General features: G+C 53.7%; 21 protein-coding genes and 1 tRNA gene. 12 read left to right on the top strand and 10 right to left on the bottom strand.

The features are described from left to right. Positions 1-15: 15 nt before the first annotated feature. Positions 16-103: transfer RNA gene (locus AC0T7J_RS09315), tRNA-Ser, on the bottom strand. Positions 104-323: 220 nt separating this feature from the next. On the opposite strand from AC0T7J_RS09315, the gene yccA reads away from it, so the two are divergent. Both yccA and AC0T7J_RS09305 read left to right on the top strand, forming a co-directional pair. Beyond that, positions 324-977 carry an FtsH protease modulator YccA gene (yccA, locus tag AC0T7J_RS09310; protein WP_003850014.1) on the top strand — a complete coding sequence of 218 codons (654 nt, stop codon included), beginning with the start codon at positions 324-326 and terminating at the stop codon, positions 975-977. 104 nt (positions 978-1,081) lie between these two features. Then, positions 1,082-1,408, top strand: a complete 327-nt coding sequence (locus AC0T7J_RS09305) for a TusE/DsrC/DsvC family sulfur relay protein (protein WP_010669791.1) — start codon at positions 1,082-1,084, stop codon at positions 1,406-1,408. On the opposite strand, the gene yccX is transcribed toward AC0T7J_RS09305, so the two are convergent. After that, positions 1,409-1,687: an acylphosphatase gene (gene yccX / locus AC0T7J_RS09300; protein ID WP_473793645.1), complete on the bottom strand. Its 279-nt coding sequence runs from the start codon at positions 1,685-1,687 to the stop codon at positions 1,409-1,411. 85 nt (positions 1,688-1,772) lie between these two features. Between yccX and rlmI the strand changes: the two genes are divergently transcribed. Together rlmI and hspQ are read left to right on the top strand one after the other, a co-directional pair. Continuing rightward, on the top strand, positions 1,773-2,963 hold the full coding sequence (rlmI, locus tag AC0T7J_RS09295) for a 23S rRNA (cytosine(1962)-C(5))-methyltransferase RlmI (RefSeq protein ID WP_473793644.1): 1,191 nt from the start codon (positions 1,773-1,775) through the stop codon (positions 2,961-2,963). A 59-nt stretch (positions 2,964-3,022) separates the two neighbouring features. Then, entirely contained in the window at positions 3,023-3,340 is a 318-nt protein-coding gene (gene hspQ, locus AC0T7J_RS09290; RefSeq protein ID WP_473793642.1) for a heat shock protein HspQ, read from the top strand. A gap of 31 nt (positions 3,341-3,371) precedes the next feature. On the opposite strand, the gene AC0T7J_RS09285 is transcribed toward hspQ, so the two are convergent. Then, positions 3,372-3,791 carry a CoA-binding protein gene (locus AC0T7J_RS09285; RefSeq protein ID WP_473793640.1) on the bottom strand — a complete coding sequence of 140 codons (420 nt, stop codon included), beginning with the start codon at positions 3,789-3,791 and terminating at the stop codon, positions 3,372-3,374. Between the two features lie 176 nt (positions 3,792-3,967). Between AC0T7J_RS09285 and AC0T7J_RS09280 the strand changes: the two genes are divergently transcribed. Then, positions 3,968-4,609: a YccT family protein gene (locus AC0T7J_RS09280; protein WP_473793638.1), complete on the top strand. Its 642-nt coding sequence runs from the start codon at positions 3,968-3,970 to the stop codon at positions 4,607-4,609. A 69-nt stretch (positions 4,610-4,678) separates the two neighbouring features. Beyond that, positions 4,679-5,137 (top strand): methylglyoxal synthase, encoded by a 459-nt coding sequence (mgsA, locus tag AC0T7J_RS09275; RefSeq protein ID WP_473793637.1) that lies wholly within the window; start codon positions 4,679-4,681, stop codon positions 5,135-5,137. Position 5,138: 1 nt separating this feature from the next. Here the strand turns inward: mgsA and helD are convergent, their stop codons facing one another. Beyond that, complete coding sequence (gene helD / locus AC0T7J_RS09270) at positions 5,139-7,193, bottom strand: DNA helicase IV (RefSeq protein ID WP_473793635.1); 2,055 nt, start codon at positions 7,191-7,193, stop codon at positions 5,139-5,141. A gap of 123 nt (positions 7,194-7,316) precedes the next feature. Between helD and AC0T7J_RS09265 the strand changes: the two genes are divergently transcribed. Together AC0T7J_RS09265 and yccS are read left to right on the top strand one after the other, a co-directional pair. Next, positions 7,317-7,757 (top strand): YccF domain-containing protein, encoded by a 441-nt coding sequence (locus tag AC0T7J_RS09265; protein ID WP_473793633.1) that lies wholly within the window; start codon positions 7,317-7,319, stop codon positions 7,755-7,757. Between the two features lies 1 nt (position 7,758). Then, positions 7,759-9,900 carry a YccS family putative transporter gene (yccS, locus tag AC0T7J_RS09260; RefSeq protein WP_473793632.1) on the top strand — a complete coding sequence of 714 codons (2,142 nt, stop codon included), beginning with the start codon at positions 7,759-7,761 and terminating at the stop codon, positions 9,898-9,900. On the opposite strand, the gene AC0T7J_RS09255 is transcribed toward yccS, so the two are convergent. Then, positions 9,897-10,526, bottom strand: a complete 630-nt coding sequence (locus tag AC0T7J_RS09255) for a TfoX/Sxy family DNA transformation protein (protein WP_473793631.1) — start codon at positions 10,524-10,526, stop codon at positions 9,897-9,899. The two genes, yccS and AC0T7J_RS09255, sit on opposite strands and share 4 nt — an antisense overlap. A gap of 210 nt (positions 10,527-10,736) precedes the next feature. On the opposite strand from AC0T7J_RS09255, the gene sulA reads away from it, so the two are divergent. Further along, positions 10,737-11,237, top strand: coding sequence for an SOS-induced cell division inhibitor SulA (gene sulA / locus AC0T7J_RS09250; RefSeq protein WP_473793630.1), 501 nt, complete (start codon positions 10,737-10,739; stop codon positions 11,235-11,237). A gap of 350 nt (positions 11,238-11,587) precedes the next feature. Next, complete coding sequence (gene ompA, locus AC0T7J_RS09245) at positions 11,588-12,658, top strand: porin OmpA (protein WP_010255028.1); 1,071 nt, start codon at positions 11,588-11,590, stop codon at positions 12,656-12,658. Between the two features lie 95 nt (positions 12,659-12,753). On the opposite strand, the gene matP is transcribed toward ompA, so the two are convergent. Further along, positions 12,754-13,221 carry a macrodomain Ter protein MatP gene (gene matP / locus AC0T7J_RS09240; protein WP_138919647.1) on the bottom strand — a complete coding sequence of 156 codons (468 nt, stop codon included), beginning with the start codon at positions 13,219-13,221 and terminating at the stop codon, positions 12,754-12,756. Positions 13,222-13,274: 53 nt separating this feature from the next. On the opposite strand from matP, the gene AC0T7J_RS09235 reads away from it, so the two are divergent. Together AC0T7J_RS09235 and fabA are read left to right on the top strand one after the other, a co-directional pair. Continuing rightward, positions 13,275-15,143: an AAA family ATPase gene (locus AC0T7J_RS09235; RefSeq protein ID WP_473793627.1), complete on the top strand. Its 1,869-nt coding sequence runs from the start codon at positions 13,275-13,277 to the stop codon at positions 15,141-15,143. Between the two features lie 68 nt (positions 15,144-15,211). Beyond that, positions 15,212-15,730: a bifunctional 3-hydroxydecanoyl-ACP dehydratase/trans-2-decenoyl-ACP isomerase gene (gene fabA / locus AC0T7J_RS09230; RefSeq protein ID WP_473793625.1), complete on the top strand. Its 519-nt coding sequence runs from the start codon at positions 15,212-15,214 to the stop codon at positions 15,728-15,730. 69 nt (positions 15,731-15,799) lie between these two features. Here fabA and rmf read toward each other — a convergent pair whose 3' ends face one another. The 4 genes from rmf to pqiA all read right to left on the bottom strand — a co-directional run bounded on the left by rmf (position 15,800) and on the right by pqiA (position 19,711). After that, positions 15,800-15,967, bottom strand: coding sequence for a ribosome modulation factor (gene rmf, locus AC0T7J_RS09225; RefSeq protein WP_008925875.1), 168 nt, complete (start codon positions 15,965-15,967; stop codon positions 15,800-15,802). 279 nt (positions 15,968-16,246) lie between these two features. Continuing rightward, on the bottom strand, positions 16,247-16,816 hold the full coding sequence (gene pqiC / locus AC0T7J_RS09220; RefSeq protein WP_033757190.1) for a membrane integrity-associated transporter subunit PqiC: 570 nt from the start codon (positions 16,814-16,816) through the stop codon (positions 16,247-16,249). Then, entirely contained in the window at positions 16,813-18,456 is a 1,644-nt protein-coding gene (pqiB, locus tag AC0T7J_RS09215; protein WP_031592838.1) for an intermembrane transport protein PqiB, read from the bottom strand. Before pqiB ends, pqiC begins: the two co-directional genes overlap by 4 nt. Continuing rightward, positions 18,443-19,711 (bottom strand): membrane integrity-associated transporter subunit PqiA, encoded by a 1,269-nt coding sequence (gene pqiA, locus AC0T7J_RS09210; RefSeq protein WP_473793622.1) that lies wholly within the window; start codon positions 19,709-19,711, stop codon positions 18,443-18,445. Before pqiA ends, pqiB begins: the two co-directional genes overlap by 14 nt. Between the last annotated feature and the right edge of the window lie 11 nt (positions 19,712-19,722).

Genomic DNA, 19,722 nt, shown 5'->3' with positions numbered 1-19,722 from the left:
CCAGGGCAGATAAAGTGGCGGAGGAGGAGAGATTCGAACTCTCGGATGGTTTCCCATCGGCGGTTTTCAAGACCGCTGCCTTAAGCCGCTCGGCCACCCCTCCGCAATGACGCGCACTATAAACACCCCGTTTAGGGATGTAAAGCACCTATCTGTCTATTCGCCTGAAAAACAGCCAGATTGTGATTTTTCGGTGTCAAAATCGCCACTCTGCTCAAACAATTAGCAGTTTAGCGCGTAAAGAAGGGTAAAACGCCTTTTCCCTCTTTAATGGCCTGCGTATTCTCGGCACATATTTGGTGTTCTGCTTAAAGGAGCGCAACATGGAAAGAATTGTCACCTCATCGCAGTCCTCACTGCTGTCTACGCACAGAGTTCTGCGCAATACCTATTTTCTTCTCGGACTGACCCTGGCCTTCTCGGCCGTTACGGCTACCGCCAGCACCCTGCTGGCCCTGCCTGCACCGGGTTTAATCCTGATGCTGGTTGGCTTCTATGGCTTGATGTTTTTAACCTACCGTCTGGCTAACAGCCCGATGGGCATCCTGGCCGCTTTTGCCTTTACCGGCTTCCTGGGTTATTGCCTGGGGCCTATCCTGAGCTCATTCTTAACCGCAGGCATGGGTGACGTGATAGCGCTGGCGCTGGGCGGCACGGCGCTGGTGTTCTTCTGCTGTTCGGCTTACGTGCTGACCACCCGTCGTGATATGTCCTTCCTCGGCGGCATGATGATGGCAGGTTTCGTCGTGTTGCTGGTTGCTGTCGTAGCCAATATTTTCCTGCAGCTGCCTGCATTGCATCTGGCCATCAGCGCCCTGTTCATTCTGTTTTCAGCCGGTGCGATTTTGTGGGAAACCAGCAACATCATTCACGGTGGCGAAACCAACTACATCCGGGCGACGGTCAGCCTCTATGTTTCGCTCTATAACATCTTTGTCAGCCTGCTGAGCCTGCTGGGATTTGCCCGCAGTAACTAATCCGCAGTGACAGTAGCCTTTAAAACCCCGCTTCGGCGGGGTTTTTGCTTTTACTGCCCGCCAGGTTTGATAAACTGCGCCGTCATTTACTAAGAGGATGTCACGTGAATTTTAACGGTAACGAAATCGCCGTCGATGCCGAAGGCTATCTGAAGCATCCCGGCGACTGGAGTGAAGCACTGGCTGTCCACATCGCCGAGCAGGAAGGCCTGACCCTGACCGAAGCACACTGGGAAGTGGTCCATTTTGTGCGCGCCTTTTATCTGGAATATAACACCTCCCCTGCCGTGCGAATGCTGGTGAAGGCGATGGCGCAGAAATATGGCGAAGAGAAAGGCAATAGCCGCTATCTGTTCCGCCTGTTCCCTGAAGGGCCGGCTAAACAGGCGACGAAAATCGCCGGCCTGCCTAAACCGGCGAAATGTCTGTAATTAACCGGTCGTAAAATCGCGGGGCGGCTCTGCAGGCTGGTGCGGCTCCACCAGCACCTTATCAACGCGCGCGCTGCGTGGCCCGCCCGCTTTAAGCCAGGCGATCAGCGCATCGACCTGCTCCGCCTCACCCCAGGCCAGCACCTCGACACTGCCGTCATCCAGATTCCGCGCGTAGCCCAGTACACCCAGCGTCCTGGCTTCTGCCTGAGTACTGTAACGAAACCCGACGCCCTGGACGCGGCCATGAACCCATGCTTTAAAACAGGCTGCTGACATTATTCTCTCCTGCTGCTGTTCGTTGCAATTTCCCGTTATCCACCGGACAATGGCGCCTCATTTTTTCAGGTAAGCATAGCAAACTATGACAGTCAGATTGATTCTCGCAAAGGGACGTGAAAAGTCCTTGCTCCGTCGCCATCCCTGGGTCTTTTCAGGTGCCGTTGCACGTCTGGAAGGTAAAGCGCAACTGGGTGAAACCATAGACGTTTGTGACAGCAACGGTAAATGGCTGGCTCGCGCCGCTTATTCACCCGAGTCGCAGATCCGCGCCCGCGTCTGGAGCTGGCAGGCCGATGAATCCATCGATATCGCCTTCTTTGTCCGCCGGTTTGAACAGGCGCAGCAGTGGCGCGAATGGCTGGCGGCCCGCGATGGTCTGGACAGCTATCGCCTGATCGCCGGTGAATCTGATGGTTTACCGGGCGTTACCATCGACCGCTTTGGCAACTTTTTAGTGATGCAGCTGCTCTCAGCAGGCGCAGAATATCAGCGAGCACCAATCATCACCGCCCTGCAGCAGTGTTTCCCTGGCTGCGCCATCTATGACCGTTCTGACGTCGCCGTGCGTAAGAAAGAGGGTCTGGCGCTGACGCAGGGCACCGTTACCGGTGAACTGCCGCCGCCGCTGCTGCCGATTACCGAACATGGCATGAAGCTGTTGGTGGATATTCAGGGCGGTCACAAAACCGGCTATTACCTTGATCAGCGTGACAGCCGTCTCGCCACGCGTCGTTACGCGCAGGACGCCAGCGTCCTTAACTGCTTCTCTTACACCGGTGGATTCGCGGTTTCTGCCCTGATGGGTGGCTGTAAAGAAGTGATAAGCGTGGATACCTCACAGGAAGCGCTGGACGTTGCCCGTCAGAACGTTGAACTGAATGAGCTGGATCTCTCCCGCGCACGCTTTGAGCGTGATGATGTTTTCAAACTGCTGCGCCGTTATCGTGACAGTGGCGAGAAATTCGATCTGATCATTATGGATCCGCCAAAGTTCGTCGAAAACAAAAGCCAGTTGATGGGTGCCTGTCGCGGCTATAAAGACATTAATATGCTCGCCATTCAGTTACTGAATCCAGGCGGCATATTAATGACCTTCTCCTGCTCCGGTCTGATGGCCACCGATCTGTTCCAGAAGATCATCGCCGATGCCGCGCTGGATGCGGGCCGCGAAGTACAGTTTATCGAACAGTTCCGCCAGGCTGCGGATCATCCGGTGATCGCCAGCTATCCGGAAGGACTCTATCTGAAAGGTTTCGCCTGCCGCGTCATGTGACTTGAAAATTCTGCTCCTGCCCCCATATTGGTAAGAGAGCTTTTTTTTCGGAGGTCACAATGATTGCCAGTAAATTTGGTATTGGTCAGCAGGTTCGTCATCGTCTGTCCGGCGTACTGGGCGTTATCGTCGATGTCGATCCTGAAGACTCGTTAGATGAGCCTAAAATTGAAGATGTTGGCGCGGAAGAGAAAATGCGCACCGCGCCCTGGTATCATGTGGTGATGGAAGATGAGGAAGGCGATCAGGTACATACCTATGTTGCTGAGATTCAGCTTTCCGGCGAAACCAGCATTGAACACCCTGAGCAGCCTTCAATGGATGAGCTGGCAGCATCGGTACGTCAGCAATTACAGGCACCTCATCTGCGACACTAATCTGTGGCGGCACGCTCTGCCGCCACACTCATCATTTCTGACGCGTTATTCCCAGACGCGGAATTTCAATCTTCGGGCAGCGATCCATAATTACCGTCATGCCCGCATCCTGTGCCAGTACCGCCGCCTGCTCATTAATCACACCCAGCTGCAGCCATAATGTTTTTGCCCCCACGGCGATAGCCTCCTGGGCCACGCCCCACGCGGCTTCAGAATTGCGGAAAACATCCACCATATCAATGTTGCCCGATACATCCGCCAGGCTGGCATACCCCTGCTGCCCCAGCAGCGTTTTCCCTGCCAGTTTCGGGCTGACCGGGATCACCTCGTACCCCTGATCGAGCAGATATTTCATCACACCGTAACTGGGACGTTCGGGGCGATCGCTTGCTCCGACTAAGGCGATACGTTGGGTGCGCGTCAGCACTTCACGAATTGTCTGATCGTTCATATTTATCTCCTTTCAGGCCAGTGTTGAGTGTAGATTGGCGGGCCCTCTAGCGGGTAAGTCCTCAGCGAAATTAATTGAACCCGCGCACGAATAAATATGTTTAAATGTAAATTAACTGCCATAATGTAAGAATTTGCTACACACCATCCTTTGTGTCTTCAGTTACCGGAGTTGAAATGAAGCTGTCGCTGGCTGTAACGGGGTTACTTACTCTCCTCGTTTCGGCGTCCTGTTCTGCCATCACATTAAAGCTTGATCCACAAATTGATCTGCTGGTGCTGGATGGTCGAAAAATTTCAGGCTCCCTCCTCAAAGGCGCAGACAGCCTGGAGCTGGACCGCGGTCAGCATCAGTTTCTGTTTCGGGTAGAGCAGCAGCGCAAAGGTCAGAAAGAGGACGTCATCGCTTATCAGTCGGTGCCGATGATCGTCACGTTCACCGCGGTTGCCAAAACCATTACCATCCGGTTGCCTGCGCTGGAGACAAAACGCGAGCGTTATCATTTTGACCGCAGCCTGAACTTTCAGCTGGTGGATGAAAAAGGCACGGAGATTACCAGCGTGCGCGATCACCTGCCGGTCACCACATCCGCAGATATGGAAAAAGCGATGCTGAATTATAATCGCACCCGCCAGATTGCCTCTGTGCCCCGGTTTGCAAATACCACTTCTGCTACGCCCTCTTCTGTCCGGCTTACCGCCGATCTGGACTGGACCACTCAGGCCGAACTGCCTTCGCTGCACCGCTGGTTTCACCGCTTCGATGAAGCCACGCGTCAGCAACTTCTGACGCTGGTCAAAATGCTACGTACGAGTTGATAGAGTCGAAAGGCCAGAGGTACACTCGTGCTCTCTCTTCTTGCGCATGAGCCTTACCAGGACGCCTTTATGGAACAGACTGTTCGTACCCTTAGCACTACAAAACATATCGCGCTGGTCGCCCACGACCACTGCAAAGCCGCCCTGCTTGACTGGGTGAAACAAAACCAGCCCGCGCTGGAATCGCACATCCTCTATGCTACCGGCACTACCGGGAATCTGATCAATCGCGATACCGGTCTGAATGTGACAGCCATGCTGAGCGGCCCGATGGGCGGCGATCAGCAGGTGGGTGCGCTGATTTCGGAAGGGAAGATCGATGCACTGATTTTTTTCTGGGATCCGCTCAACGCAGTGCCGCACGATCCGGATGTCAAAGCGCTGCTGCGTCTGGCTACCGTATGGAATATCCCGGTAGCCACTAACCGCTCCACGGCTGACTTTATCATTCAGTCGCCACTGTTTGCACAAAGCGTTGAGATTATGATCCCCGACTATCAGCGCTATCTGGCCGATCGTCTGAAGTAACTCAGGCTTTACGCAGCACCGGCACACCCAGCTCACGGAAGTGATCGACAAACGGTGACGGCGCTGCCTTATCGAACATCAGAAAAACCTGCTGACGCGCGCGCGTCAGTGCCACATAAGCCAGACGGCGCTCTTCTGCATCCGGGAACGCTTCTGGCTGCGGTAACAAGCCCTGTTCAATAATCGACTCGCGCGCTTCTGCCGGGAACCCCTCTTTACCCTGCTGTAATCCCAGCAAAATGACGTAATCTGCCTGCTGACCTTTGCTGGCATGAATCGTCATAAATTCCAGATTGAGCTTCGGCCAGCGGGTTCTGGCTTTATCCAGTAAATCCGGCCGCAGATAGTGATAACGCGCCAGCAGCAGAATTCGCTCATCAGGCTTCGCGTAACCGCTGAGTTTGTTCAGCAAGGCTTCCAGCTGATCCTGCGCCAGCAGCGAAATCGACTTTTTATTGCCTCTGGTAATGCTGTTCAGCGGTTTTGCCAGCTGCTGCGGATTCTGTTGTATAAACCGGTTGGCAATGTCGCCAATGCGATCGTTAAAACGGTAGGTTGTGTCCAGTACGCAGCGGTCTCCCTCACCAAAATAGTGATGGAATGCCGTCGTCAGCGTCATCTCCGCCCCGCTAAAGCGGTAGATAGCCTGCCAGTCATCACCAACAGCAAACAGTGCGGTACGCTTATTCTGCTGGCGTAATGCGCTCAGCAACGCGGCACGCTGAGGCGAGATATCCTGGAATTCATCCACCAGAATGTGTTTCCACGGACTGATAAACCGTCCTTTTTCCAGAATGGCAATCGCCTGGTGAATCAGACCCGAAAAATCGACCGCGCCCTCCTCTTTTAATGCGCTCTTCCACGCTTTCAGCAACGGTGCCATTAGTTTGATGCGCTTACTGAAGAGATCGCGGATTTCTTCGGGCACGTCGGCGATCATCGCTGCCTGCGCACCGCCATGCATGCGCATCAGACCGAGCCAGCGCTCCAGCCGTGACGCCAGCCGGTTTGCCAGCCTGTCGTCTTCCCAGAATGGCCCATCAGGCAACTCCCACGCCAGTTCATCACGCAGCCACTGACGCCAGCCGTTTGCCTGTGCCTTCTTCTCATGACACTGCTGCCGCCACTGCTGAATCAACAGCGTGCGACGCGCATCGGCATCACTCTCAAGTTTGCTGATAACCGGCTGCTTATTACTGCCTTCACGAATAATATGCAGCGCCAGCGAATGGAAGGTCCGCGCCTGGATCTCACTGGCGGAGAGCCGCGACTGGATACGTGCGTTCATCTCTTCAGCCGCCTGTCGGCCAAATGCCAGTAACAGGATTTGATCGGCGCTGGCCAGCTTGCGCTGCATTAACCAGCCTGCACGCGCCACCAGCACCGAGGTTTTACCGCTGCCCGCGCCTGCCAGCACCAGCAGAGAATTCTCACCATTGACCACCGCCTCACATTGCGATTGATTAAGTGGCGTGCTCTCGACACTGGCAAAAAAATCCTGATAGCGGGTGAGCATGGCGGCCGTCCAGTCGCGGTTTCGCTGCCGCAACGCCGTTTCGCCCTGCTCCAGCCAGCGCTGACAGAATTGCCAGTTATCCCGGCAGTCAGCAAAATCTTTTAAGCGTGAGAGCGGCATCGGCAACGCATCGAACTGTTTGAGGATGTTGGTTTTCAGCGCCTGCAACTCGTGCCGGTTCAGCCAGCGATCCTGCGCGCCAAACGCCTCGATTTCGTCGCGTAGCGCCTGCAGCACCTCGCGGCACACTGCACTCATCTCCAGACTCCAGCTTTGCCAGGCCTGCAGCAGATAGTGGTGAAAGCGCTGCGTTTCCTGCCATTCCGTGCCATGCAGGCGGACCACTTTTTCATCGGCCAGCAAAAACTCCAGCTCGCCCCACACCAGCCCGCGCTTGCAGGCGATATCCAGTAACTGGTTAAAGGGGATCAGATACTCATGCTTATCGCCGCTGACTTCGACGCCTGCTGCCATCAAACGGACACGATTATAAGGATGCTGGGCAAGCCGTTTGCCCATCGAGGTTGCTTTCAGTTCCACGCCGACACCAACGTCAGAGAATAGGATTAGGGGGAGTTTACCTGTCAGACCCTTAGCGCTCCAGCCTTAAAACAGGCTAAACTTGGCGTCACATCTTGCGGAATGCAAAAGGAAAAGAAGATCATGCGCACCGTTTTAAATATTCTTAATTTTGTTCTGGGCGGTTTTTTCACCACCCTGAGCTGGCTGTTTGCCACGTTAATCAGCATCGTGCTGATTTTTACCCTGCCGCTGACCCGCTCCTGCTGGGAAATCACCAAACTCTCGCTGCTGCCGTTTGGCAACGAGGCGGTGCATGTTGACGTGCTGCGTCCGGAAAGTAAGAGTCATGTTCTGAATACCGGCGGCACCTTTCTGAATATCTTCTGGCTGATTTTCTTCGGCTGGTGGCTCTGCCTTTCGCATATCTCCGTGGGAATTGTGCAGTGCATCAGTATCATCGGTATTCCGGTAGGGATTGCGAACTTTAAGATCGCCGCTATCGCGCTCTGGCCGGTTGGCCGTCGGGTGGTGTCAGTGGAAGAGGCGCGCGCCGCGCGCGAAGCCAATGCCCGCCGCGACTAATATGATGTCGGATGCCGTGCCAGGCTGGCGCAAATATCTGTTTAACAGTACATGGCGCTATCTGCTGCGGATCCTGTTTGCACTGAGTGGCTGCGCCGCCATTCCCTGGTGGCTGCATCAGATTGAGTGGACGATCCCTCTGACGCTGGGCGTGGTCGCTGCTGCGCTGGCCGATCTCGATGATCGCCTGGCCGGTCGCCTGAAGAATCTGCTGATTACCCTGCTCTGCTTCTGCATCGCCTCGGTTTCAGTCGAATTACTGTTTCCCTATCCGTTCGCCTTTATTATCGGGCTGGCAATCTCGACCTGGGGCTTTATTCTGCTGGGCGCCCTTGGTCAGCGCTATGCGACTATCGCTTTTGGTGCTCTGCTGATTGCGGTCTATACCATGCTTGGCATCGGACTGTTCAGCCAGTGGTATATGCAGCCGATGCTGCTGCTGGTCGGCGCGCTGTGGTACAACCTGCTGACACTGCTGGGTCATCTGATGTTTCCGGTCCGGCCGGTGCAGGAACAGCTGGCCGGGAGTTTTTCACAACTGGCGCGTTACCTTGATGCCAAAGCGAATCTTTTCGATCCGGATGCGGGCGATCAGGATGATGCCGCGTTTATCGATGCGGCGATGGTCAACAGCCAGTTAGTGGCGCAACTTAATCTGACCAAGACCACACTGCAGAGTCGTCTGCGCGGCGATCGCGGGTCGCGCGGCACCCGCCGCAGCCTGCACTACTATTTTGTGGCGCAGGATATTCATGAACGGGCCAGCTCTTCCCATCTGCAATATCATCTGCTGCGCGGCGACTGGCGCTATAACGAAATTCTGTTTCGCTTTCAGCGTCTGTTGAATATGCAGGCTCAGGCCTGTCGCCAGCTGGCGCATTGTATTCTTATGCGTCAAAGATGGGTGCATGACAGCCGTTTTGAGCGTGCATTTGAACGATTACAGAAAGCGATAGAACGTCTGGAGCAACATGATCCTGACGCTACGCATACCCGTGCGCTTTTCTGGCTGCTGCGCAACCTGCGCGCCATTGACGCACAGCTTGCTTCGATCGAATCAGAACAGACGCTGGCCGGTGAAGATCCTCAGCACAGCGACAATCTGCTGTCACGCGAAGGATTGAGTGGCTGGAGTGATATCCGGCTGCGCTTCAGCCGCCATCTCTCTCCCTCCTCGGCGCTGTTCCGGCATGCGGTTCGCATGTCCGTGGTGCTCTGTATTGGATACGGTTTTATTCAGGTAACCGGGCTGGAGCGGGGATACTGGATTTTGCTGACCAGCCTGTTTGTCTGTCAGCCCAACTACAATGCAACGCAGCGACGACTGGCCTTGCGCATCGGCGGAACGCTGGCGGGGATTGCGATTGGTCTGCCCGTTTTATGGCTGGTGCCGTCGATTGAAGGTCAGTTAATCCTGATAGTGATTACCGGCGTACTGTTCTTCGCTTTCAGGCAGGTGCAGTATGCACAGGCTACGCTGTTTATCACTCTGCTCGTGCTGCTTTGCTTTAACCTGTTAGGTGAAGGGTTTGAAGTTGCCCTGCCGCGGGTAGTGGATACTTTACTGGGCTGTGGTCTGGCCTGGCTGGCTGTCGCGTTTATCTGGCCTGACTGGCGTTTTCGTCAGTTACCTGCCGTGGCAGAACGAACGCTGAAAGCGAATTGCCGCTATCTGGATGCGATCATGGAGCAATATCATCAGGGCAAAGATAACCGTCTTGCCTATCGCATTGCACGCCGTGATGCGCATAACGCGGATGCTGAACTGGCGTCAGTGGTCTCCAACATGAGCAGTGAAAGCCGCACCAGCCAGAAGCTGCGCGATTCGGCTTTTCAACTGCTTTGCTCCAACCATTCGTTTCTGAGTTACATTTCTGCGCTGGGCGCCCACCGCGATAAAATTACCGCACCCGAGCTGCTGACATTGCTGGATGATACGGTTTGCTATGTTGAGGATGTGTTGCAGACGGAAGTTGTCAGCGATGAGCACGTTGAAACGATGCGCCATCAACTGGCTCAGCGAATCAGCCAGCTGGCCGCAGATGCGGATACGCGTGCGCCGCTGGTGCTCCAGCAACTCGGTCTGCTGGTGGCATTGATGCCCGATGTGGCTCGCCTGCGCCGCACGCTAATCACTGATTAGCCTTCGCCGCTTCTGAGATTGGGGTTTGATAAAAGCGTGCGCTGGAACCATGCATTCAGCTCCGCCCGTGTCGCCTGCGGCAACGCGGCAGCATGGTGGCCTGTGATGGCACCCTGCAGCGCAAGTAACGTCTGGAATCCAACGTGCTGATTGATCGCTTTTAGCTTCAGCCAGCACTGTTTGGCTCCCATCTGATAGAGATGATTGACGCTCATGACACCCGCCTCATAGAGCATCATCTCCATACGTACGCTGAGATTAGGCAGATCTTTTAACCGCGGAGAGGATTGTCTGTCCTGCAACTCCAGCTGCGCCGTTTCTAAAGAGGCGGCGGAGAGCGCCAGAAGATGATCAGGATCGCGCCATAACACCTCATCGACCCGAAAGTAATTGAGGCTCACCAGTTTGCCCCGTTTGCGAAAAATCAGAGGTTGTAGTGGACGATCTGTAATGTATTCCCGCAGAGGTTCACTGGCCCGCAGATAGAGCTCGTCTTTATTAATTAAGGCAAAAACCACACTTTCAACAGCCAGGGCATAGCCACCAAACTGGGTGCGGGACTCTATTGTTCCCAATGCGGCCAGACGCGCTCTGGAGCGCTCTACAACCGGATTCACCTTTTTCATTGCACCACCTCCATGTAAGAAATATATCGTAAATTACCTTGAGTATCAGGTAATTAGAAGATAAAAAAAAGCGTCAACGGGTTCAATGAATAAATAGCGTTTCAACTAATCTTGTCGCGATTTTGCGAGGCGTTTTCCGAAATTTGGGTTGATCTTTATCCAGGATGACAGTACTGTATATTCATACAGTCCACTGCTGGTGATTAACTTATGCGAACACAACATCCTAATAATGCACGCTATGCTCATCATTATGCGTCCTCTTCCGTTCCGGCCTCTCAGGGCGGTGGAATTACTGAGTTACGCTACAGCGAACAGCCCGGTATGATGCAGATGTTGCTGTTGCCATTATTGCAGCAGCTGAGTCAGCAATCGCGCTGGCAGTTGTGGTTAACACCAGCACATAAACTGAATCGCACCTGGCTACAGGAATCAGGATTACCACTGGATAAAAGTATGCATATCGCCGATTCTGAACGTCTGAATGCGGTTGAAGCGATGGTCAAAGCATTACGTACGGGAAATTACAGTGTCGTTTTGGCATGGATTCCCTACGATCTTGACGAAGATGAGCGACGTCAACTTGAAAATGCGGCCGCAGAGGGTGAAGCGCTGGGTTTGATTTTGCGTGCAAGTGGGATATCTGGGGCATCAGAAGCGCCTCTCAGACCGCAAACTGCGATAAAAATTCAGTCGGATTTGTTTCATTAAGTAAAAATCAGAAGTTTCCCAAGCTATTTTTCTTATCTGTCGCTGCTAAGCCACTGATTCTGTTAGTTCGAGCGTTGACAATGGCTTAGCAAGATTTTTGGGCTTTTTGCCGCGACAATACTACCAGTCTAATTGTTAGAAATTGTGTATAAATCGCTGTTTTTTTACATAAGCGCCTCACATCATACTTGTAAGTTTCCAATCTCGTTGTAGACTTTAGCTCGCCAGGGTGCTCAATAACCTCCGTTTTTTGCGGTAGAGTCATAAGCGAGCGTTTTGACCCGGCGAAGGATTTAAACCAAGAGCAACCTTTTTGCTCATTGCCTATTTGGATGATAACGAGGCGCAAAATGAAAAAGACAGCTATCGCAATTGCAGTGGCACTGGCTGGCTTCGCTACCGTAGCGCAGGCCGCTCCGAAAGATGACACCTGGTACACCGGTGCTAAACTGGGCTGGTCTCAGTATCACGACACTGGTTACTACGGTAACGGTTACGAGAACAATGACGGTCCAACTCATGAAAGCCAGCTGGGTGCAGGTGCATTCGTTGGTTACCAGGCGAATCCATACCTGGGCTTCGAGCTGGGCTATGACTGGCTGGGTCGCATGCCTAACAAAGGCAACGTGACTAACGGCGCATTCAAAGCACAGGGCGTTCAGCTGGCTGCTAAACTGAGCTACCCAATCTATGACGATCTGGACGTGTATACTCGTCTGGGCGGCATGGTATGGCGTGCAGACTCAACGCAGACTAACCCAACTACTGGCCGCATCAGCGACCACGACACCGGCGTATCTCCGCTGGCTGCTGTTGGTGTTGAATATGCGCTGACCAAAAACTGGGCTACCCGCCTGGATTACCAGTGGGTTAACAACATCGGTGATGCACAGACCGTTGGTACTCGTCCAGACAACGGCATGCTGAGCGTAGGCGTTTCATACCGCTTCGGTCAGGATGACGTCGCTGCTCCGGCGCCAGCTCCGGCTCCAGCACCAGCTCCAGTTGTTGAAACCAAGCGTTTCACTCTGAAGTCTGACGTTCTGTTCACCTTCAACAAATCTACCCTGAAGCCAGAAGGCCAGCAGGCTCTGGATCAGCTGTACAGCCAGCTGAGCTCAATGGATCCTAAAGATGGTTCCGTTGTCGTACTGGGCTTCACCGATCGCATCGGTTCAGAGCAGTACAACCAGAAACTGTCTGAGAAACGTGCTCAGTCAGTCGTAGATTACCTGGTATCTAAAGGTATTCCTTCTAACAAGATCTCTGCACGTGGCATGGGTGAATCTAACCCAGTTACCGGCAACACCTGTGACAGCGTGAAAGGCCGTAATGCCCTGATCGACTGCCTGGCGCCGGACCGTCGTGTAGAAATCGACGTTAAAGGTATCAAAGACGTTGTAACTCAGCCACAGGCTTAAGTTTACACGTAATAAAAAACCCCGCTAAGGCGGGGTTTTTTTATGCCGGTAATAAAACCGGACTGAAGGATAAAAGCTCTGATTGCCCTGCCCGATTATTCGCTCTCTGAACCAGAGTTACCCAGAATCGCCTGCAAATCCTGCTTCAGACTCGACATCTGAGTGGCATATTTCTCTTTACGTTCTGCATCTTCTATCAGCTGAACAATCGTTTCAGAGAGCGTGCAGCCGCGCCGCTGTGCCAGACCTGCCAGTCGCTGCCAGACCAGATACTCCAGGTCTATCGATTTTTTTCGCGTATGCTGATGTTCAGCGTTGAAATGGCGTTTTCGTCGGGCACGGATGGTCTGCTTCAGTCGGTTATCAAGATCAGCGTGAATATGTTCCGCGATCCATTCATTTACTGTAACCGGATTATTTTCCATTGCCAGCAGCTTATCCACTGCTGCCTGCGCCGCGCTTAACTCAAGGTGACGCGTGATCAGTTCACCTTCCCGATGTTTTTTCACCAGGTATTTCCACTTCCATCCACATTCAAGATTTTCGAGTTGCTGGTATTTCATCGGAATCTCATCGTGATCACGTAACGAACTAAGAATAACAGCTTTTTTCCCGGATGCAGCAACGAAAAACATGCTGTCACCATCACATCTTCAACAGGAAGTCTGCAGTGCTTAACAAGGGTGAATCCTGTATAATCTCGCTTTTCTTAAAACAGACAAATGCGATTATTTTGACCAGCACTCAACTTACGTGGCAGACCTTACAGCCAGATAGCGCGCAATACCAATCCGTTTTCTCCCGAATTGCTGATGAAGAAACTGATGCTCTGGCAACGGTACAGCCCCGGTTGCTGAATGCACTGGCGCATTTACACCATCAGACGCAGGGGTTCCCGTTACTGCTGGTTCGTAGCCAGGAGAATCGCGATTATCTGACATTCATTGCCCAGGCCGCAGAGCGGTTTATGGCCGACAGTACCACTCTATTCGGCGGTGATTACCATATCATGGCCGACAACGTCACGCTCCAGCCCCCCTCCGATCCTCAACGCCCGTTCACCAGTCAGGGTGGTATTCACTTTGCTGAATGGATTGAGATGGAGCAGTTATTTGGTTGCGTGCGCCAGTATAAAGATCGCATCCAGCTGGAACCGGGCCTGATCCATCGTGCTAATGGCGGTACGCTGCTGCTTTCACTGCGTAGCCTGATGACGCAGCCGATTCTCTGGTTGCGCCTGAAAAAGTGTATTGAGCAGGGTTATGTTGAGTGGACATCTCAGGATGAACGCCGACCGCTGCCAGTTTCGATTCCTCCTTTGCCGCTCAATCTGAAACTGGTCCTGTGTGGCGATCGGGAAGCGCTGGCAGATTTTCAGGAGCTTGATCCTGAAGCTCACGAAATGGCCATCTATACTGAATTTGAAGAGAATATTCAGATTCTGGATGAAGATGACATGCTTGCCTGGTGTCGCTGGAACCTCGAACTGGCGCAACAGGCGGGTCTGCCCCAGCCGGAAGCGGACTTCTGGCCAGAGCTGATCAAAGAAGGCGTCCGCTACAGCGGCGATCAGGAAACGCTGCCACTCTGCCCCCGCTGGCTTCAACGCCAGATGCGCGAATCGGCCCTGATGGGCGATGAACTGAACGCTGAAGCGCTGCGTGATGCGCTGGAAGCGCGTTTGTGGCGCGAGAATTATCTCAATGAGCGGATGCGTGACGAGATCCTGCTGCGACAGATTCTGATTGAAACCGAGGGCGAAGTTGTCGGTCAGATTAATGGCCTGTCGGTCGTTGAATATCCTGGCCATCCCCGTGCCTGGGGCGATCCATCGCGTATTACCTGCGTGGTACATCCCGGCGATGGTGAATTCATGGATATCGAGCGCAAAGCGGAGCTGGGCGGTAATATTCATGCCAAAGGCATGATGATTATGCAGGCTTACCTGATTGCCGAGCTGGAACTCGATCAGCAACTGCCCTTCTCGGCCTCAATGGTCTTTGAGCAATCTTACTCCGAGGTGGATGGTGACAGTGCTTCACTGGCTGAACTCTGTGCCTTAATCAGCGCGCTGGCTAATCAGCCCATCAATCAGCAAATTGCGGTGACCGGCTCGGTTGATCAGTTCGGCAATGTACAACCGGTGGGCGGACTGAATGAAAAAATCGAAGGTTTCTTTGATATCTGCCATCAGCGAGAACTGACAGGTCAGCAGGGTGTGATTATTCCCGCCAGTAATGTCCGTCATCTCAGTCTTAGCCAGGCGGTTGTCAGTGCAGTTGAACAGGGTCATTTCCATATCTGGGCAATTGACCGTGCCGATGAAGCGCTACCGCTGCTGACCGGTAAAATCTGGAGTACCGAGGATGGCCTGGGCGATTGCCTGCTGAATACCATCCAGGAACGCATTAGCCTGTTCAACCAGCCGGACGGTCCGCAACGTCCCTGGGCGCTGCGCTGGCTTAACTGGTTTAACCACCGTTAATCCGATTTGCTCAGCGTACAACTGTTCGCTAATATTCGTGATTCACTAAAACAAGGCTTATTGAAAACATGGTAGATAAACGCGAATCCTATACCAATGAAGATCTGATTCTGTCAGGTCGTGGTGAACTGTTTGGCGAAAATGGTCCGCCGCTTCCATCCGGCAACATGCTGATGATGGACCGCGTGGTCAAAATGACCGAAGACGGCGGCAAATACGATAAAGGCTTTGTTGAAGCGGAGCTGGATATCAATCCTGATCTCTGGTTCTTCGGCTGTCACTTTATTGGCGATCCGGTGATGCCGGGTTGTCTGGGCCTTGATGCCATGTGGCAGCTGGTTGGTTTCTATCTGGGCTGGCTGGGCGGCGAAGGTAAAGGTCGTGCGCTGGGCGTGGGTGAAGTGAAATTCACCGGTCAGGTCCTGCCAGATGCGAAAAAAGTGACTTACCGCATTCACTTCAAACGCGTTATTAACCGCAAACTGGTTATGGGCGTGGCAGATGGTGAAGTGCTGGTTGACGGTAATCTGATTTATACCGCCAGCGATCTTAAAGTCGGCCTGTTTAAAGATACTGCCGCGTTCTAAGCGTTTCCCGCTGGAAACAAAAACCTCCGCGCATGGCGGAGGTTATATTCCCTTTTCAGTGACATCCGGTTATGCAGCTACCGACCTGTCCTCCATGGCTTGTCGCCAACCTCCCAACCAGTGAGACTTAGCGTCAATCAACTGATACGGACACATCTCTTTTGAGCGTCCAGTAATGCCTGCCTGATAACCACGTGAATGGGCGCGTTCGAGGCGGTCTCGTTTCTGTCTCTTCATACTCCGTGTCCCTCATGTAAGGTCTGTGGAATCTGGTGGAAAGAAAAGTGGTGAATTAATGTTCAACCACCCTTATGTTCTACCCCCTGCGCACCCAAAGATCAATGCCCAATCTTCATGCCAGTGTCATAAATGTGACCTTAATCGGTAAAAATAACCCCGTTTTGTGATGAATCCGACAACACTATCTTTCTGATTAAGCTAATAAAAAAGCCCCTGACCCCTGTCGAAAAAGCACGACAAGCGGTCAGGGGCTTAGCTTATTTATTCACATCAATCTTAATTTAACGCAACCACACTATTGGCAATCTTCTGCGCCGTCTGTTGCCAGCCCGCCGCCAGCGTTCTGACCATCGCATCGTAGCCATCTTCGGTCTGCGGCAGTACCAGGTTAAACGCCTGTTTGGTCAGCCGGCCCTGATGTTCCAGCGTCCATTCGCCACTGACGATTGCTTTGCCATCATAGCGTCCCTGGAAGCCTGTCACGGTCACATTCAGCGTATCGTGCTGCGCGCCTAAAGGTGAACCTGCTACCAGCCGGCCTGGCAGCGCCTTGCTCAGGTTCGTGATCAATGTCTGCTGCAACTGCTGATCGAGCGGGCTGGCCCAGAGATTATTCGCGGCGATAACGTATTTAACATCGCTGGTCTGATAAACCAGCCCGTTGCCTGCCAGATAGTCCGGCACCGTCACCTGCTGCACCCACAACATCGGTTGCGCTTCATTCAACTGGCTGCTGCTGACCTGCATGGAAGCCGCCCCGGAGGGCAGCTGATACCAGGTATTGTCAACGCTGCTACTGCACGCACTCAACACCAGCGCGGCACAAAGTATCAATCCTTTATTCACTGTTTCGCCCTCTTCGGCTGGGGATCCTGTCCCGGTTTTGCCTCAAATACCAGCGCATTGCTCTTAGTGTTAAGCGTTCTTAACACCGGCTGGAGTTCACGCAGAACCTTATCCAGGCGCTGCATATCCCCCACCAGCTTGCTGTAGGCTGGTGAACCTGGCTGCAGGCCCTTCATGCTGCGGTTCAGCTCGCGCAATGTCTGCTGCAGGTCTTCCGGCAGCGTTTTCATAGCCGGACTGGCGGTGACTTTGTTGATGTTGTCGATGGTGCGTTGCAGATCACGCATCGTTTTCTGGCTCTCTTTCAGCGTACCTGTCGCTTCATTGACCATACCGTTCAGTGGCAGACTGTTGATTTTATCCAGCGCCGCCATCAGCTTCTGCTGTATCTGGCTCAGGCCACCGCTAACCGTTGGGATCACTTCATAGCCAGAGACTTTCTGCGGACCTTTGTAAGGCGGCGCATTGTCATAAAAGTCGAGATCGACATAGAGCGCACCCGACAACAGGCTGCCGGTTTTCAGCGTCGCACGCAGGCCACGTTTTTTACCATCCTGCAGATGCTGTTGCAGATCGAAGTTCTCACCCAGTCGGCTGATAAAGCGATCCGGCTCGATGCGAATCAGCACCGGCACGCGGTAATCATTATTCAGCGCCTGGTCCAGACCGGCTTTCATCAATGGCGCTTCTGAGACGGTACCCAGACGAATACCACGGAACTCAACCGGCGCACCCGCCTGCAGACCACGGATGGAGTCGGTGAAGAACATCAGGTAATCAATATGGTTGGTGTAGAGCGAGTCCTGAATGCTGCGCTGATCGTCAAACAGATGATAATCAGACTGATTCTTCGCAGGCTGACCCAGCTCCCAGCCATCCGGCACGTCAAAACTGACGCCGCCACTGAACAGCGTGGTCAGCGATCCCATTTCCACCCGCATTCCTGAAGCGGACATATCCACGGCGATGCCGCTGTCCTTCCAGAAGCGAACGTTGGTTGTAATCAGGCGATCGTAAGGCGCAGCGACGAACAGCTGATAAGTCATCATGCGTTTTTCGGTATCAAACGCACTGGTCTCGACCGTACCGACGCGATAGCCGCGGAACAGCACCGGATCCCCCGGATTGAGTTGACCCGCTTTCTTGCTGTCCAGCACGATGCGGATACCTTTGGCATCCGGTGGCGCTAACGGCGGCGCATCCAGCAGCTTAAACTGCTCGGGTGCCTGGCTTTTAGTGCCAGGCTGCAATTCGATATAGGCACCGGATAACAGAGTACCGAGACCGCTGATCCCTTCGCGACCCACCTGCGGTTTCACTACCCAGAAAACGCTGTCGCTGTGCAACAGTTTTCCCATGCCGGCATTCAGGCGCGCTTTGATTTCCACATGGTGGAGATCGTCGCTTAACACCGCGCTTTCCACCACACCGACATCCACGCTACGGCTTTTAATCGTGGTTTTACCCGCAACAATGCCTTCGGCGTTTTCGGTGATGAGGGTGACTTCCGGCCCCTGGTGGCTGAAGTGATAGAAGAGGATCCATCCGCCGATTAACAGCGTAACGATGGGGACAATCCAGACCGGCGACCAGCGCTTAATCTGTTCAACCTTTGCATGGCCGTGGTTAGTTTCCGTCAAGGCGCGACTCCTTCATATTGTTTTCGCGTACACGATCCCAGGTTAATCGCGGGTCAAAGGTCATGGCAGCAATCATGGTGATAATCACCACCATTGCAAACAATACTGCCCCCCACGCGGGATAAACATTCATCAATTGCCCCATACGCACCAGCGCAGAGAGCACGGCAATCACAAACACATCGATCATTGACCAGCGGCCAACAAATTCGACCACTTCATAAATTTTGTGCATCCTGTGGCTGTCACGCTGTCCGCGTCCGCTGGCATCCCAGCAAAGCCAGCCAATCGCCAGCATTTTCAGCGTAGGCACCATGATACTGGCAATAAAGATCACCAGCGCCACCGGATAGGAACCATCGCCCCACAGCACAATCACTCCCGCCATAATATTGGAAGGGTAGGCTGTGCCGAGGGTTTCCGTCACCATGATCGGCAACAGGTTGGCCGGGATATAAAGCAGTATTGAGGTGAACAACAGCGCCAGCGTCCACTGCAGACTATGTTTACGCCGTGCCTCGGCTGTGACGCCGCAGCGAGTACATTTATGCTCTGCTTCGGGCAGGATAGCGGTACAGCAGGGACAGGAGCGCAGGCCCTGCTCTAAACCACTGATGCCCACTTCGGGCGGATGGGGCAGCGCCGGTCGGGGTGACAGACTGTCCCACAAGCCGCGCCGATCAACGCACTGAAAGGCCCGCAACTGTAACAGACAGAACAATACCCACGGCCAGAAGCTGGTCTCAAGGCCGATCTCGCCATAAGCCATCAGCTTGACGAAGCTGACCAGCACGCCCGCCATAAAGATTTCTGACATGCCCCAGTTACGCAGCTGAAACAGGATGCGTGCCAGACCGATTTTGAGGTGCGTCGGCAAGGGTACAGGATTGACCAGCAGGATAATGGTAACCATGCAGAAGGCCGGAACCGCCTGCACAAAGAGAAGGAACAGCGTCGCCAGACTGCTGTAATCTTCCGTCACCATCACCTGAGGGATCTGCGCCAGGGTGATCTGGCTGGTCAGCCCGGCCACCTTCATTGAGACAAAAGGAAACAGATTCGCCAGCAGCAGCATAAATAGCGCTGCCAGCGCATAGCCCGTTGGCCGTTTACGCGGTTCGTGCCAGTTGGCCGTCAGGGAGGTGTGGCAGCGCGGGCATGACGCACGGCTGCCAACGGGAATGTCCGGCAGCTTAATCATTAAATCGCATTGTGGACAGAGCATCCACGCGTTACTTTTCACTGCTGAACACATCCGTTAACCCT

This window comes from Pantoea sp. E956-1 (assembly GCF_982223955.1).
The sequence above is the reverse complement of the archived record's forward strand: the minus strand, read 5'-3'. Positions and strand labels throughout refer to the sequence as shown.

What these genes read in the sequence shown, in the direction of transcription:
- yccA (WP_003850014.1), top strand. Translation starts at nt 324, where the DNA reads ATGGAAAGAATTGTCACCTCATCGCAGTCCTCACTGCTGTCTACGCAC.
- yccX (WP_473793645.1), bottom strand. Translation starts at nt 1,687, where the DNA reads ATGTCAGCAGCCTGTTTTAAAGCATGGGTTCATGGCCGCGTCCAGGGC.
- rlmI (WP_473793644.1), top strand. Translation starts at nt 1,773, where the DNA reads ATGACAGTCAGATTGATTCTCGCAAAGGGACGTGAAAAGTCCTTGCTC.
- hspQ (WP_473793642.1), top strand. Translation starts at nt 3,023, where the DNA reads ATGATTGCCAGTAAATTTGGTATTGGTCAGCAGGTTCGTCATCGTCTG.
- AC0T7J_RS09285 (WP_473793640.1), bottom strand. Translation starts at nt 3,791, where the DNA reads ATGAACGATCAGACAATTCGTGAAGTGCTGACGCGCACCCAACGTATC.
- AC0T7J_RS09280 (WP_473793638.1), top strand. Translation starts at nt 3,968, where the DNA reads ATGAAGCTGTCGCTGGCTGTAACGGGGTTACTTACTCTCCTCGTTTCG.
- mgsA (WP_473793637.1), top strand. Translation starts at nt 4,679, where the DNA reads ATGGAACAGACTGTTCGTACCCTTAGCACTACAAAACATATCGCGCTG.
- AC0T7J_RS09265 (WP_473793633.1), top strand. Translation starts at nt 7,317, where the DNA reads ATGCGCACCGTTTTAAATATTCTTAATTTTGTTCTGGGCGGTTTTTTC.
- yccS (WP_473793632.1), top strand. Translation starts at nt 7,759, where the DNA reads ATGATGTCGGATGCCGTGCCAGGCTGGCGCAAATATCTGTTTAACAGT.
- AC0T7J_RS09255 (WP_473793631.1), bottom strand. Translation starts at nt 10,526, where the DNA reads ATGAAAAAGGTGAATCCGGTTGTAGAGCGCTCCAGAGCGCGTCTGGCC.
- sulA (WP_473793630.1), top strand. Translation starts at nt 10,737, where the DNA reads ATGCGAACACAACATCCTAATAATGCACGCTATGCTCATCATTATGCG.
- ompA (WP_010255028.1), top strand. Translation starts at nt 11,588, where the DNA reads ATGAAAAAGACAGCTATCGCAATTGCAGTGGCACTGGCTGGCTTCGCT.
- matP (WP_138919647.1), bottom strand. Translation starts at nt 13,221, where the DNA reads ATGAAATACCAGCAACTCGAAAATCTTGAATGTGGATGGAAGTGGAAA.
- AC0T7J_RS09235 (WP_473793627.1), top strand. Translation starts at nt 13,275, where the DNA reads ATGCAGCAACGAAAAACATGCTGTCACCATCACATCTTCAACAGGAAG.
- fabA (WP_473793625.1), top strand. Translation starts at nt 15,212, where the DNA reads ATGGTAGATAAACGCGAATCCTATACCAATGAAGATCTGATTCTGTCA.
- rmf (WP_008925875.1), bottom strand. Translation starts at nt 15,967, where the DNA reads ATGAAGAGACAGAAACGAGACCGCCTCGAACGCGCCCATTCACGTGGT.
- pqiA (WP_473793622.1), bottom strand. Translation starts at nt 19,711, where the DNA reads ATGTGTTCAGCAGTGAAAAGTAACGCGTGGATGCTCTGTCCACAATGC.